At 63.1% G+C, this 13,026-nt stretch carries 13 protein-coding genes; 4 read left to right on the top strand and 9 right to left on the bottom strand.

Annotation, left to right across the window (positions count from 1 at the left end; translation table 11 throughout):
- Positions 1 to 912 (top strand): SMP-30/gluconolactonase/LRE family protein, encoded by a 912-nt coding sequence (locus AC6I6U_RS20380; protein WP_497877828.1) that lies wholly within the window; start codon positions 1 to 3, stop codon positions 910 to 912.
- A gap of 93 nt (positions 913 to 1,005) precedes the next feature.
- A complete protein-coding gene (locus AC6I6U_RS20375) occupies positions 1,006 to 1,377 on the top strand; it encodes a hypothetical protein (protein WP_497877827.1) in 372 nt (123 codons plus the stop codon).
- Between the two features lie 98 nt (positions 1,378 to 1,475).
- On the opposite strand, the gene AC6I6U_RS20370 is transcribed toward AC6I6U_RS20375, so the two are convergent.
- A complete protein-coding gene (locus AC6I6U_RS20370) occupies positions 1,476 to 2,615 on the bottom strand; it encodes a lactonase family protein (RefSeq protein ID WP_497877826.1) in 1,140 nt (379 codons plus the stop codon).
- Positions 2,616 to 2,840: 225 nt separating this feature from the next.
- Between AC6I6U_RS20370 and AC6I6U_RS20365 the strand changes: the two genes are divergently transcribed.
- Positions 2,841 to 4,352 (top strand): methylenetetrahydrofolate reductase C-terminal domain-containing protein, encoded by a 1,512-nt coding sequence (locus tag AC6I6U_RS20365; RefSeq protein ID WP_497877825.1) that lies wholly within the window; start codon positions 2,841 to 2,843, stop codon positions 4,350 to 4,352.
- 469 nt (positions 4,353 to 4,821) lie between these two features.
- Positions 4,822 to 5,592, top strand: a complete 771-nt coding sequence (locus AC6I6U_RS20360) for a PFL_4669 family integrating conjugative element protein (protein ID WP_497877824.1) — start codon at positions 4,822 to 4,824, stop codon at positions 5,590 to 5,592.
- 50 nt (positions 5,593 to 5,642) lie between these two features.
- Here AC6I6U_RS20360 and AC6I6U_RS20355 read toward each other — a convergent pair whose 3' ends face one another.
- The 8 genes from AC6I6U_RS20355 to AC6I6U_RS20320 all read right to left on the bottom strand — a co-directional run bounded on the left by AC6I6U_RS20355 (position 5,643) and on the right by AC6I6U_RS20320 (position 13,022).
- A complete protein-coding gene (locus AC6I6U_RS20355; protein ID WP_497877823.1) occupies positions 5,643 to 6,047 on the bottom strand; it encodes a TIGR03757 family integrating conjugative element protein in 405 nt (134 codons plus the stop codon).
- Between the two features lie 87 nt (positions 6,048 to 6,134).
- Entirely contained in the window at positions 6,135 to 8,894 is a 2,760-nt protein-coding gene (locus tag AC6I6U_RS20350; protein ID WP_497877822.1) for a conjugative transfer ATPase, read from the bottom strand.
- Positions 8,894 to 9,301, bottom strand: coding sequence for a TIGR03751 family conjugal transfer lipoprotein (locus AC6I6U_RS20345; protein ID WP_497877821.1), 408 nt, complete (start codon positions 9,299 to 9,301; stop codon positions 8,894 to 8,896). The genes AC6I6U_RS20350 and AC6I6U_RS20345 overlap by 1 nt, the downstream gene beginning before the upstream one ends.
- Positions 9,282 to 10,706 (bottom strand): TIGR03752 family integrating conjugative element protein, encoded by a 1,425-nt coding sequence (locus AC6I6U_RS20340; RefSeq protein WP_497877820.1) that lies wholly within the window; start codon positions 10,704 to 10,706, stop codon positions 9,282 to 9,284. Before AC6I6U_RS20340 ends, AC6I6U_RS20345 begins: the two co-directional genes overlap by 20 nt.
- Positions 10,696 to 11,565, bottom strand: a complete 870-nt coding sequence (locus AC6I6U_RS20335) for a TIGR03749 family integrating conjugative element protein (protein WP_497877819.1) — start codon at positions 11,563 to 11,565, stop codon at positions 10,696 to 10,698. The genes AC6I6U_RS20340 and AC6I6U_RS20335 overlap by 11 nt, the downstream gene beginning before the upstream one ends.
- Positions 11,565 to 12,224 carry a PFL_4703 family integrating conjugative element protein gene (locus tag AC6I6U_RS20330; protein ID WP_497877818.1) on the bottom strand — a complete coding sequence of 220 codons (660 nt, stop codon included), beginning with the start codon at positions 12,222 to 12,224 and terminating at the stop codon, positions 11,565 to 11,567. Before AC6I6U_RS20330 ends, AC6I6U_RS20335 begins: the two co-directional genes overlap by 1 nt.
- Positions 12,221 to 12,625, bottom strand: coding sequence for a TIGR03750 family conjugal transfer protein (locus AC6I6U_RS20325; protein ID WP_497877817.1), 405 nt, complete (start codon positions 12,623 to 12,625; stop codon positions 12,221 to 12,223). Before AC6I6U_RS20325 ends, AC6I6U_RS20330 begins: the two co-directional genes overlap by 4 nt.
- Positions 12,626 to 12,761: 136 nt before the next feature.
- Entirely contained in the window at positions 12,762 to 13,022 is a 261-nt protein-coding gene (locus tag AC6I6U_RS20320; RefSeq protein WP_497877816.1) for a hypothetical protein, read from the bottom strand.
- Between the last annotated feature and the right edge of the window lie 4 nt (positions 13,023 to 13,026).

The raw sequence follows: 13,026 nt of genomic DNA, 5'->3' as shown, positions 1-13,026 counted from the left end.
ATGGATAAAACGCTCGATCGGGTAAATGGCGTCGCCTCACCTTTTCGCAAACTTCGACTGGCTCTCTGGGGCCTTGGTCTGCCGTGTGCCGCAGCCTTGGGCTTCTTTGCCTGGCAGAGTTTCTATCCGGTGCAGTCGGCCGACGGCTGGGACTATCGGGTTGTGCATGATGAAGTGGCCAAGGCCGCGTCGCTGGCTTTCATGCCGGATGGTTCGTTGCTGGTCAGTCAGGAACTGAACGACGGGCAGGGCAGCATCGTACGCATCCACCCGGATGGAAAACGCGAGGATGTTGTTTCCAAGCTATCCAAGCCCGATGGCATGGTCCCCGCGCGCGGCGGCTGGGTGTTCAGCCAGGAAGTGGGCGGGGCACCGGTCAGCCTGTTCAAGGATGGCGTGGTCACCCAGTTGTTCAGCGGCAACAACGTACAGGGGCTGTGGAACGACGGCGAGGACCTCTATGCCATCGAGGATGGCAAGGGAGAGGGCCGGTTGATGCGCTATCGCTGGAGCGACGGGACGTTGACCGTCGTGCGCGATCATCTCAACGAGGCCGAATCCATCACCCGCTGTACCGATGGCCGTCTGCTCTACACCAAGAAGAAGGAAGGGGTGGTGCGCCAGCTGAGTGAGGACCGCAGCGACCCGATAGTACTCGCCAACCTGAACCAGCCTACCTTCCTCATGTGCGATGAGCGTGGCTTGTGGATCAGCGAGGACTCGACGCATCGTGCCCGTTTGCTGTTGGTGGACCCGAAGGGGAAACAGCAGACCATCCTGTCGTTCCTGAAGGCACCCCAGTCGATCATCAGGACGCAGAAGGGCAGCTATCTGTTGGCGGAAGGCGGGCGTGACCGGGTGTTGGAGTTGACGCCACCGTCAATGGAAAGTCTTCACGGCAAGACGAACTGACTATTCGGTCACAGTCCTGCCCGATCTGTTTGAGCCTGTCCAGGGGGCATGTTATGGTTCCTGCGTCTATCAACATGATCTTAAAGGGATTTTATGCGGTTGTTCCTCTCGAAGACCTTCGGCGGTCTTACTCGCCAGTACTACATTCGGCAATTTCTGTTCAGCCTGCTGTTCCTGGCGATCGTTATCTGGGCTGTCACCAACAGCAAAACCGGGCTGACCCTGAGTTCGGGCTTCATGATCTTCTTCTCGATCGTGAGCTGCTTTCTCTATCCCTACGCTCGTTTCGTCTATGAGAGTGTCGTTGGCTACGTGATGGGCAATAACGTCTTTTTCGTGAATGCCATTTTCATGATGGTGGTGAAGATCTTCACCATGTACCTGTGCTGGGCCTTGTCGATCTTCATTGCGCCGGTAGGGCTGTTGTACCTGTACTTCCATCACAGCCGTAACGTTCGTACGTAAGGCCTGCGATGCATGAAAACCCCGCCGATGTGCGGGGTTTTTCATTTCGGGGCAGTTCTCGGTGAAGCAGTCCCGTCGCCTTGACGGGCCTTTTGCATTCAGGGGTAACTCACCGCCTGCACCCAGTTCGCGCCCTTGCCCGAAGGCGCGCTGGAGCGGCGGGTGAGCGTGCCCTGTTGCGGGTCGATGGCGTACACCCCGACCTCGGCACTCTTTTCGCCCGTGACCAGCAGCCATTGTCCCGAAGGGTCGACGGTGATGCCCCGTGGTTGCTGCTCGACCTTGATGTTCTGCACGAAGCTCGGCTTGCCGCTTTCACGGTCCACCGAAAACACGCTGACGGTGCTGCCGGTACGTTCAGTGGTGTAGAGGAAGCGACCATCGGGCGTCAGCTTGATGTCAGCGGCCCAGATCGGATTGTCGGGAACCGCAGGTGCGGCCGGTTGGCCGGGCTTGACCACTGGCCGGGCCACTCCATGTACCAGGTTCGAGGTGGCCGGTAGCGTACTGGTCTCCTCCAGGACACTCAGGCGCCCGCTGTCCGGGTCGATGGCGAGCGTGGTCACGGTGCCGGCCATTTCGCCGAGCAGGTAGATGAAGCGATTGTCTGGTGACAGCGCCGGGTGGCGAGGGCCGCTGTTCTTCGGCAAGTCGACATGACCGAGTGGGGTGAGTTGGCCACTGGCGGCGTCGAACTTGAATTCCAGGTACTGGTCGTTACCCAGGTTGGCCGCATAGACGAAGCGGTTGCTGGCGTCGACGATGATCGAGTGGGCGTTCGGGCCGGTCTTGATTACCTGCTGCACGTCATCGGTGACGACGCCGTCGGCGTTGATCGTGTTGACGCTGATCAGGTCCTCGCCGTAGGACGCACCGAACAGGTAATGTCCGGCCTTGTCCGTCGAAATGTAGGCCAGGCTGTCGGCGACGGTGGCGTTTTTCAGGTGCTTGAGCGCACCGTTGGCCGGGTCGATGGCATAGGTGGCCACCGAGAAGGGCTTGGAGCGGATGGAGGCGTAGAGCTTGGTGTGGTCGGGACTGAGCGCCAGCGGCATGACACCCGCTCCGGTCTCGGTGATGGTCAGCGGCTGCAACTGGCCCTGGGCCGACAGCGTGTAGCTGGCGACGGTACCGTCGGTGGCGTTGGAGACGTAGACGTAGGTGTTGGCCCAGGTCACCGGCGCGGTGGCCAGCAACGCCGCACCGGCCAAGCCCTGCAGGGTTTTCAGTCGATTCATTCGAGAAGGCTCTTTATTGTTTTTGTTTGTTTGTCAGTTGTCGTACAACTATGGCGATTCTCCGGCCATCGACCAGCCCTTGTCAATGGAGCGTCTGGGACTTGCCAATGTCTCTTTTCGACCGGTTTGCTGCGGCGCTGGACATGGCCCGATCCGTGGATGCCGCAAAATGTCTGGCACATCCTGCCACGCGCAGGGGCCACTCCAGCCAGGTAACGACGATCGATGGGTTTGTTGAAAACAGCGCTGGGCGAGCGGCAGTTCATCTGCCTGATGGAGTTCGTCCCCAAGCCTTCTGCCCAGCACTTCGGGGCTTTCGAGCAGCTTATGGCACAGTCGACGCTTTGCGGCTGGCCGATGGTCGCTGCCGTCGCCGATCGGGTCGGTGGCAATCTTGACCTGTCGCCCCTGGACGCCATTGCCGAATTCAACGACTGCCGCGGCGCGCTGGTGCATTTTTCCGGCAAGGATCGCGAGCGCCGTGAACTGCTGGCACAGCTCAAGCGCATGGATACGGCCGGGCTGGATGAACTGCTGATGCTTACGGGCGACCGCTTGCCCGGACACGAGCCAGGCCAGCGACCGGTGCGCTACCTGGAATCGGTGCCGGCCCTGCAGATCGTTCGCCAGGCTCGACCGGACTGGTTGCTTGGTGCGGCCCTGAACCCCTTCAAGTACCGCGAGGAAGAGGGCGGTGCACAATATTTCAAGGCCGAGAAAAAACTGGTCGCCGGCGCGGACTTCCTGACCCTGCAGCTGGGTTTCGACATGGCGAAACACCGCGAGGCGCTGGTCTGGATGAGCCGGCAGGCAACGCCCAAGCCGCTGTTGGCTTGCGTCATGGGCCTGACCAAGGGCCGTGCGGCGATGCTTGACCAGGTGGCCGGAGTGGTCATCAGCCAATCGATGCGGGATGTATTGACCGCCGAAGACGCCGTGTCAAAGGCCTATGCCCAGGAACGCAGCATCAGCCGTCTCGCCCTGCAGATCGTCGGTTTGCAGCGGATGGGCTACGCCGGCATTCACCTCTCCGGTGTGCATCAGCTCAAGCAGTTGCAGGCGCTCGAACAGGCGCTCAACGATTGGCGAGCCCGCATCCACACCCAGGAACAGTGGGACTTGGCCTGGACTGACAGCTGGAGCCTGCCTGATCTGCCCACGGTAGCGTTTCATGCTGGAGCTTTGAACTGGCGGCTCGGCGAGTCCGATGTCCAGGCGTCCTTCACGGAAAAGGCTCGTTATCACCTGATGTCGGGCTTTCACTCGCAACTGTTCAGCCGCACCACCTGGTTGAGCCGGGCTTTCGGCTGGGCCGTAACTCGCCCGCTCTGGGCCACGCCGAATGGGGCGCGCTGGTTGCACCGGGTCGAGCGCGGCCTCAAGCGTCCGCTGGTCGGCTGCGACACCTGTGGTCGCTGCCGTCTTGAAGACACGCTATATGTCTGTCCGGAGACCTGTCCCAAGGGGTTGGCCAACGGGCCCTGCGGCGGTACCCGCCTCAATCGCTGCGAGTTCGGCGACCGCGAGTGCGTGCACAGCGTCAAGTACCGGGTGGCCAAGGCGGCAGGACAAGCGTCGGTACTGACCGAACGGTTGATCCCTTGCATCGAGGTCGAGACACGGCATCAGAGTTCGTGGCCACGCTGGTTCAAGGCAGGCTTGCCTGTACAGGACGACCGCAGGAAGGCGGCGCAGGAGGGCGAAACGACCACCCGATCAGTGGAAATCATCGATTGACCGGCGTCCCGCAGGCCCTCGTCGCCGTCGCCCAGATGCTTACTCTACGGCGCAGATCCATCGGTGATTGTGCCGGTAGGGAGCCCGCGTAAACGGCACATCCGATACCAGACGCATGCCGCATTTCTGCAGGGCTTCGGTCAGTTGTACGAGTGTCTCTGCTTCGATAGTCATCGCTGTTACCTCGTCAGATTGACTGCGTTCATAATTGCTGACCAACAGGACGGGCGGCTAATTCATTTTTTCTACGTGGGCGATGTTCAATCGCCGTATCATCGGGCGGTTCGCACTGATTGGCTTTTTGCCTGGGGCGTTGGACATGTTCTGCACCGTGATGCTGTAGTTGCCTTCACTGGAGACAAGCGCCCGCCCAGGCTGAAAACCCCACCCCCTCGATTCTGTTTTCCGGCTGCCGGCCGATTTGTTCCTGACGACACTAGGGTTCCAATACCCAAGCCAGGAGCAATCAATGTCCGATGTTATCGAAAAAAGACTCGGCCCTCTGCGCAGTACCATGCAACTGACCCTCCACACCTTTCATGCCTTGCGGATCTGGGATGGCCGGGCTGCCAGCGAGGGAAAACCGGCGATCATCGGCTTTACCGGCTTTGCCAGTGCGGTTGGCAAGGTAAACCGTGGCGTCAAGCTGGGTGATCCCTATGCCGATCTGTGGATGCTGAAAATCCAGGAAAAACTGCAAGCCTGCAAGGCCGAGTTGGCGCTGATCCAGGATCAGTTGGACCTGCTCATGAGCGCCTTTCCGGACGCGATCAGTGCCGAGGAAAACTTCAATGTCCAGCCGGTGACGATGCCGATCGCCATCACCTCCCAGTTCGGCTTCCTGGCGGTGTATCTGTTGATCACCTACGACGATATCGTTCGGCGCCTGCTGCAGGCTCATCATGTCGCGCTGATCGATCGGCGGGAGATGGAGCGCCGCATTCATGCCGGCGCGCGCGAATTGCGCAGCCTCTTCGGGTTGCCCCGCAGGTACCGCTTCTCCGGGGTGAGCCGGGCCGATTTCGCCCTCGACAACGCCCAGGCCCGGCACGCCAGGGAGCGGTTGGGGGCGTTGCCGCCGGAGGTGATGAATGGCACCTTGCGTGCCGAATTCTCCCCACCCGTCACCTGGAACCAGGCGGTCCCGGCAGTTGACGGCGTGGCGCTGGAGCGTGCGTGGTCGGTCGCCTTGCCCGGTCCTCATGGGCAAGACATGATCCGCGTGTCGGCCAACGACTGAATCCACCGAGAATCGCTACGACAACCCAGCCCCTGCACGCTGGGTTGTCGTTATTGCGCAGCCCGCCGGAACGCCTCGATTTTAGCCAGGGCGCGCTCAAGGTTCGGATCGCCATAGACCACATAGCGATGATCGACGACGACTGCCGGAAGCTTGCTGACCCCCAGGCTCCAGGCATCGACGATGTCCTGGTGCGCATGGCTGATATCCGAGGAAACCTCGACGTTCATGACTTCCTCGAAAGCCGCCTGGGCTTGCGCCGGTTCAGACGGGAGGTTTTCGAAAAATGCCACTTCCAGCTGGTCGAGGCGATCAAGAAGGATCAGGCGAATGTCCGCCTGCACGTCAACGGGGTGCGCCGAATCGGTGATGACCCAGGTTTCGGCCAGGCACGGAGCAAGACCGGCCAGCAGGACGAGGGGACTGCAGAGTCGCAGGAGGGGATAGAAATTCATGACGAGGGTCCAGGTGATGGAAACCTGGATCCTCGGCGAAACGTGCGCCCATGACAGCCGGAAAACTGTTCTGCGCCGGGCGCCTTTTCAGCGCGGCTGTTCGCCCGACTCGCGACAGTAGTCGGCGTAGGTAGTGCTGTCGGGAATACCCCTGGCCTGGTCCAATCGTTGTGCCACGGCCATGGCTGCTTCCAGCTCGCTGATACCGTGGGTACTCATCAGCTCATGCCGCTCGGCCTTTTCCTCCGGCTCGGTCATGGCCATGGTCAGGTAGAGGCTCGGCGGTACCGCGCGAAACAGTACCTCCATAGACTTGGACAGGATCACCCCTTCGGTGAATTTCCCGGACTCCTTGCGAGCCGACAGCATCAGGGTTTTCTGCGCATCGGTGAGGGCGCGGAAGCGGGCGATCTTCTCGACCTCGTCCGGCGGCATGTTCAGGCAGATCCACCACTCGATCATGTTCAGCATCGGCTCCGCCGCCTTGGGCAGGTCGTCGACGTTCTGGGTGGCGAGCCAGAACCAGGCGCCGAGCTTGCGCCACATCTTGGTGATCTTCACCACATAGGGTGACAGCAGCGGGTTCTTGGTGATGATGTGGCCTTCGTCGGTGACGTTGATGATGGGCCGGCCGAGCATCTGGTCACGCTCGGCGATGTTGTTCACGGCGTTGATCAGTGAGATGTAGGCGATCGACAACTGGGCGTTGTAGCCCTCGCGGGCGTAGGTGGCCAGGTCCACCAGGGTGATGTCGGCTTCCGGCCAGGGCGTGCCGTCGCGGTTGAACAGGTCGCCGTCGGCCCCCTGGCAGAACATGTCCATGGCATCGGCCATTTCCTGCAGGCGCAGGCGGCGAGGTTCCGGCAGGTCGCTGTCCTGGCCCATGCCACGCAGGGCATCGCGCACATCCTGGGTCAGCACGGTCCTGCCGTCGGCGGTGCAGGCATGGGCCGCGTGGAGGATGCTCTGGCGAATCAGGCTGCGGTCAGCGCGAGTCAGACGCTGTTCCTCCTTGTCTTCGCCGCCGGTGATCATCAGGCGTGCGGTGATTTCCAGTTCACCCAGCACATCACGCTCATCGTCGGCGCCGTCGCTTTCGTCGAGTTCGTCAGTCTCCGCGAGCAGCGCCCGGTTGGGGGCGTTCACCAATCGATGGGCATCGGCAAAGGGCGCGAGGCTGACGCCGGAGCCGGGAGCGAGCTTGACCCGATGCACCTTCAGGCCCAGGCGCCGGGCAAAGTCGGCAAACAGCCCGAAGCTGTTGCCGGCTTCGGCGATGAACAGGCGGGGTCGATACAGGGCGACCACCTGGTTGAGCAGGTTGTTGAGGGTCGCCGACTTGCCGGCACCGGTCGGCCCGAACAGGAACAGGTGGGCATTCATCTGCCGGTCGAGCCGGTTGAGCGGGTCGAAGGTCAACGGCCCGCCACCGCGATTGAAGAAGGTGAAACCGGGGTGGCCGGTGCCTTCGCTGCGCCCCCAGATCGGTGCCAGGTTGGCCACATGCTGGACGAACATCAGCTGGGTGTACCAGTCGCTGCGTCGCATGCCTGGATTGAACACGCAGGGCAGCCAGCGCAGGTAGCTGTTGAGCGGAGCGACTTCATGCTCGTCACGCACCGGTTGCAATCCGGCGTTGAGCATCACGTTGTTGAGCTGCAAGGTGCGCCGGTCGAGCTCCTCGATGTCCTGCCCGCGCAGGTAGAAGGCCACGGCGGCGCGATACAGCTTGTGGGCGCTGCCCAGGTGTGAGCGGGCCTGTTGCACGTCGTCGCGGGTCTGCTCGGAGGCCAGGGTGTCGCCCACCGATTTCTTGGCCAGGTGATTGAGGTGGCTTTCCAGGGTGTCCTGCGGGGTGATCACCAGGGTGATGCACAGCAGGGTGTCCTCAGGCATCTGGTCGAACAGGGCATTGATCGCATCGCCGCCCTTGGGCGTTTCGCCGGTCAGATGGCCGGTTGTCGGCGGCGTGCGCAGACGGTCGAGCACCACCACGCGATGGGGCATCCGGTCGAAATACCACAGGCCACGCTCGAGGTCTGAACGGGGTTGCTCGAAGAACAGGCGCTGGGCGAAGTCGCTGCCGCTGGCCAATGGCAGTTCTTCGTCATCCACGTCGGGTGGATAGCCGGCCAGTGGGTAGAAGCGCTTGCGGTCCTCGACGGTGTCGCCGAGCAGGTTCGGTTTCGGGTTGAACCAGTGCAGTAGCCAATGATGGATTTGCGCACCATCGAGGCGACGAGCCTTTACCCCGGCATTGCCCAGTCCGCCGACCAGGCGTTCGCAAAGGCTGTTGAGCGCCTGTTCGCTGTTTTGTCCGCGTTGGACCGGGCTGCCCTTGCTGCGCCGGTACACCACCAGGCGGACCTTGCGGCACTGGCCGCGCCAGGGCAACTGGGTGACGGCGGTGTCCTCGAACAGGCCGCCCGGTTGAGACAGGGCCTGCAAGTGCTGGCCGAACATCCGCAGGTAGCACTCGGTGAAGGCCGAGCCGCGGGCACGCGGCTGGACGTAGGCATCGAGGGTCTGCAGATAGCCCTCCCAGTCGGTTTCGTCCTGGGCATAGAGTTGTACCACCCAGGGCTGTTCCTCCAGTTCGTCCAGGCTGTCCTGCAGCGCGTTTTCCAGGGCGTCGCGCACCCCGCGCAGCCAACTTGCCTCGCGCCCCTCGGTGCCGATGGAGGTCAATTCGAAGAACGCCGCGACCGACTCCCCATCCTCCAGCAGCAGGCACTGTGATTCGGGCAGGAACTCCACCCACGGCAACAACTCGACGAAGCTGGGTGTCGCGTCATAGAGCGCTTGCTCATCGGCCACGGTGGCGGGGCCGGTCTGCTTCGCTGGCATCAGTAGTCCTCGGTGCGTTCGCCGGGCATGGCGTATTGCACCCGTTGGTAAAAGGGGAAGACGGTGCTGTAGCCCGGCACCGGTACCGGGTCGGAGCCGGCCAGGTGCGGGAACACGTACATCACCAGGTCTGGATTGGGCAGGCGCTTGAACTGGCTGTGGATCTCGTTCCGGGCGGTTCGGGTATAGGCGGGCTGATCGCCCAGGGGCTCGACGAGGGGGTGGGAAAGCCCTTGGCGCGCCTCATCAAGTGGTTGCCGGCGAGGCTCATGGGCCGGGTTGTCCCAGATATCGGCCATGGTTTGCGGCCCGTGGGGCAGCAGGTGCTCCTTGTCGGTACTGCAGCCGCTGGCGAGCAGAACTCCCAGCAATAGGCTGGGCAAGGGCTTAATCGAGGCTTTGGGCATGTCCCGCTCCTGCAATGTGCCGCACCTGGCGGCCAAGGGTTTCGTAGTCGATCTCCAGTTGCCGGTCCAGGTGCACCGCCACCTGGGCGCCGGGCTGGACGTAGACGGCGGCAAAGGCCTGGCCATAGAGCTTGTTGACCCAGTCGCCGACGTCCTTCACACCGCCGGAGAGAATGCTGTTGAGCGCCGAAGGCCCGGCACCCACGGCAGTTCCACCGGGCGTCAGTACCGTACTGGCATCGGCCTTGTTGGCTTCGAGCAGCGCCGCCACCCCGGCTCCGGCCGCCGTGACCAGGCTGCGGCTGGCCAGGTATTGCTGGGCGTTGGAACGTCGTTCGCCGGCAATGCAGGGCACGCCGTAGGGATCGCTGAGCCAACCGATGCCGCCCTGGATCTTGCCGGTGCCGGACGAGCTGTTGCCTTGCTGGCTGGTCAGCTTCCGTGGCGCTGGCAGGGTGCGGATGCGTCCGTCGTTGAAGACGAAGGTCAGGCTGACGACCTGACCGCGCACGCAGGACAGTGTCCAGTCGCCAGCGGCCGTGCCGCTGAGCACCGCGCCGGCGACATCCGGCAGGTCGATGCCGTTGGCAGTCAGGTTGTCCGGGCCGATCAGGACCTTGAACGGATAGGGATCATTGACCACGCCGTCGATCGGGACCCGGCCGACCAGCGCGGTCATGGCGACGGAGCCGGTCAGGGTGCTGTTTTCCGGCAGGGTGTAGACGGGCTTGTCGGCGACCTTGCTCTCGGCCCTGCCGGGTGTTTTTTGTTCCGGCTGGGCCTCGGTGCGGAACCCGTTGGAAAACCCCACGCCGGGTGTCAGGGCGCCGGAATCGCTGGCCCCCGGCTTGCCCCGTGGACCGACTGCGCTCGCGTCCTGGGGTTCGGTCCAGACCAGTTCGTCCTGGGCGAATTGCGCCTCGTCTCCCGGTTCCAGGCCAAGACCAATGGGCAGTTCGTTCTCTGGCCGACCAATCAATCGAGTCGACAGTTTCTGCTGCAGGTCCTCCAGCAGGCTCTGCTTCTGCTGTGGGCTCAGTTCCTGCCGGGAACCTTGCGCGGATCGTTCCAGCTCACTCCCCAGGATCTTCTGGATGCGCTGGTCGATTTCACTGTCACGCTGACGCAGTCGGGTATTCTCCTCCTGCTGGTCCTTGTTCTCGGAGAGCAGCGCCTTGAGCTCTTCGCGCATAGCCTTGGTCTGGGCGACCAGGGTCGCCACCGTGTCGTGTGGAGTGTCGCCATCGATACCCAGTTGCTTCATCTCTTCAGGCGTCAGTCGGTACCCGCTGGGGTCGGCACGGTCTGGCCCATCGTTCTTGCCGGAGCAGCCCCTGAGCAGGCCAAACAGCACCAGCAGTAACAGGGGAAGGAGCAGCCATTTGAGCAGGGAGTTACTTTTCATGGGCGCTCCCGTGCAGGCTGCCGGGGCGGGCTGTCGCATCAACCATGCCGAGGGTGGGCGACATTGATTGCGCAAGGTTCCTTCCGCGAGTGACCAGGTAGACCACGGTCGTATCGCTGGGCTGTCCGGTTGGGCCGAGGAGACCATGTTGGAAGGTCGCGCTGATGAAGTCGCCCTGCAGTTCGCGCGGATCGAGAGGCAGGGGCGTGATCTCGAGGTTCTGAAGCCGGACTGCGCTGACTATGTAGTCGTCCAGTTGCCAGGCTCCCAGCAGAAGGGCGGACAGCGGCTTGCCCGGCAGCAGGCCGGAAAGGGCCGGCACACGCCGCAACTTCATGGTGGCCACGCCGGGCAGCGGTTCGACAGTCCGCAGCGGGGCATAGAGACTCTGCGCCGCATAGCGGGTCAAGGTGACCGGTATCGGGGTTTCCCGTGGGGTGGCGGGCTTGTCCGTCGGGCCCTTTGCCTCAGGCACCGCTGTCACGCTGGCATAACGCTTGGGCCGGGTGGCGCCCTTGACTATCCTCACCGGTTCCAGGGCAGGGGCGTCCTGCAGGTCGCGAGCGGCAATATCGATCAGGATCAGTTCGCCGCTCTGCACATCCTGCAGGTGCAGACGAGTTGGTTCGATCGGTGCATTGGCTCGCAGGTACAGGGTGCCGCCAGTGCTCTGGATCCGCAGCCGATTGCCCAGCGAACGAGGTGCACCGACCCGCACGTTATGGTCGATGAACAGCACCCGCTCCTGGCCGACCTGGAGCGAAACGGCCAGGGGCAGGCGCTCCCAGGTCATCAGTTCGATGCCCTGGGCCACGGTGCAACCCAGCCAGAGAGTGATGAGGAGAATCGAGCGGCGCATCAGTGGTGTCCTCCGGTGTCCTCGCCGGCTGGCCATGTGCTGATGCGCTGTGGAGCGCCGTCGTAGCAGTCGAGGGCCATGCCGAACGGGTTTTTCTCCGGGTCGATATCGCGGCGCACCACCTTGAGCGGATAGCGCACGAAGCTCTGCTTGACCCGCTCCGAGCCGTGGAACTCCTCGGTAGCCAGGTCGAGATTGAGCAGCCACTGGTCTCGTCCCAGCACCTTGACCCGCACATGGGGCGACTGGCCGTAGTTGCGCTCGGGAATCTCGAAGACGCCGCGGGTGCGGCTACGCAACTCGCCGGCAACCTGGCGTTGTTGGAAATCTTCCTCCAGCTGCGACTTGCAACTGGGTGTCAGGTAAGCGGAGAGTTTCTGGATGGCGCGCAGGTAGTCTTTTTCGCCATCGGTTGGCCAGCGGTTGAGTTGCTGGAAGATGTACAGCCCGAAGGTATAGACCGACTCGGGCGGCACCTCCCACCACTTGCGCGTGCTGCCCGAACGCAGGTCCGGGGGAATGTTGATGGTCAGGTTCCTGGGCGCCTCCCACCAGCCGAGCCCCAGCAGCAATGCCACCCCGAACAGCAGGCCGCAACCGGCGCGCAGGGAGGTGACATGGGCCTGCAGGCGACTCACCTCGTTCTTGAACTGGCTCATGGTCGTGGCCCCCGGCGCGTGCTCCAGAGCCCCGAGCGGATCACCAGGTCGTTCGCCCCGACCCAGTCGCGCAGCACGGGCGAGGTTGTCGCCAGGCGCCATTGCAGGTAACGGTACAGCCAGGTCTGCGGCTTGCCGCGTTTGTGACGGCGTAGCAGCCGGCCGCCCAGGAACAGGCCCAGGGCCATGCACAGCACGATCGCCGAAGGCAGCAGGGCGATGCTCTGCAACAGCATCGCGGCGGCGATGCCCAGGCCGGCGCCAACCAGGGCGGCGATCGTCAGGGTGATCCACATTTCGTCCGCAGTGAGCCCCAGGACGATGACGGGTTGATGGTTGAGGCGCGACGGCAGGAAACGAATGGTTCCGTCGGGCAGGCAGTGATCCGGGTCGAGTGTCATCGGGTGCCTCCATGGCGTGGTTGGGATTCGGGATAATGGCTGCACCCGGTGCAGGGCGAGGCGCGTTCAGCGAGGGGGCTGGAGCAAGTGCGCGGCAACAGCCGGAAAACACGGGCGAGAGGCGTCGGGTTCAACATCAGTGAATCGCCACTTCCCGGATTTCGAAGCACAGCAGCAAGACGCCAGCCAGCGGGTCCTTCACCTGAATGCCCCGGGGACCGATCCACTTTGGGGCCAGGCCGTTTTCCTCCAATAGTGGGTAGAGCGCCTGGCCATCGACCCAGCCCAACTGGGCGAGGCCCAGCAGGTTGTTGAGTTCCGCCGAAACGGCCTGCACCTCGCTAGCGGGTGACCAGAGCGCAACAAAGCGCAACTCCACCCGTGTCGGCCAGTTCATGGGC

The sequence above is a fragment of the Pseudomonas sp. UTLPPB19802 genome (genome assembly GCF_059730225.1).
Note: the sequence above shows the minus strand (reverse complement) of the source record. Positions and strands in the feature narration are given on the sequence as shown.

Excerpts from the sequence above, each read along its gene's own strand:
- AC6I6U_RS20380 (WP_497877828.1), top strand. The coding sequence starts at position 1 with ATGGATAAAACGCTCGATCGGGTAAATGGCGTCGCCTCACCTTTTCGC.
- AC6I6U_RS20375 (WP_497877827.1), top strand. The coding sequence starts at position 1,006 with ATGCGGTTGTTCCTCTCGAAGACCTTCGGCGGTCTTACTCGCCAGTAC.
- AC6I6U_RS20370 (WP_497877826.1), bottom strand. The coding sequence starts at position 2,615 with ATGAATCGACTGAAAACCCTGCAGGGCTTGGCCGGTGCGGCGTTGCTG.
- AC6I6U_RS20365 (WP_497877825.1), top strand. The coding sequence starts at position 2,841 with ATGGGTTTGTTGAAAACAGCGCTGGGCGAGCGGCAGTTCATCTGCCTG.
- AC6I6U_RS20360 (WP_497877824.1), top strand. The coding sequence starts at position 4,822 with ATGTCCGATGTTATCGAAAAAAGACTCGGCCCTCTGCGCAGTACCATG.
- AC6I6U_RS20355 (WP_497877823.1), bottom strand. The coding sequence starts at position 6,047 with ATGAATTTCTATCCCCTCCTGCGACTCTGCAGTCCCCTCGTCCTGCTG.
- AC6I6U_RS20350 (WP_497877822.1), bottom strand. The coding sequence starts at position 8,894 with ATGCCAGCGAAGCAGACCGGCCCCGCCACCGTGGCCGATGAGCAAGCG.
- AC6I6U_RS20345 (WP_497877821.1), bottom strand. The coding sequence starts at position 9,301 with ATGCCCAAAGCCTCGATTAAGCCCTTGCCCAGCCTATTGCTGGGAGTT.
- AC6I6U_RS20340 (WP_497877820.1), bottom strand. The coding sequence starts at position 10,706 with ATGAAAAGTAACTCCCTGCTCAAATGGCTGCTCCTTCCCCTGTTACTG.
- AC6I6U_RS20335 (WP_497877819.1), bottom strand. The coding sequence starts at position 11,565 with ATGCGCCGCTCGATTCTCCTCATCACTCTCTGGCTGGGTTGCACCGTG.
- AC6I6U_RS20330 (WP_497877818.1), bottom strand. The coding sequence starts at position 12,224 with ATGAGCCAGTTCAAGAACGAGGTGAGTCGCCTGCAGGCCCATGTCACC.
- AC6I6U_RS20325 (WP_497877817.1), bottom strand. The coding sequence starts at position 12,625 with ATGACACTCGACCCGGATCACTGCCTGCCCGACGGAACCATTCGTTTC.
- AC6I6U_RS20320 (WP_497877816.1), bottom strand. The coding sequence starts at position 13,022 with ATGAACTGGCCGACACGGGTGGAGTTGCGCTTTGTTGCGCTCTGGTCA.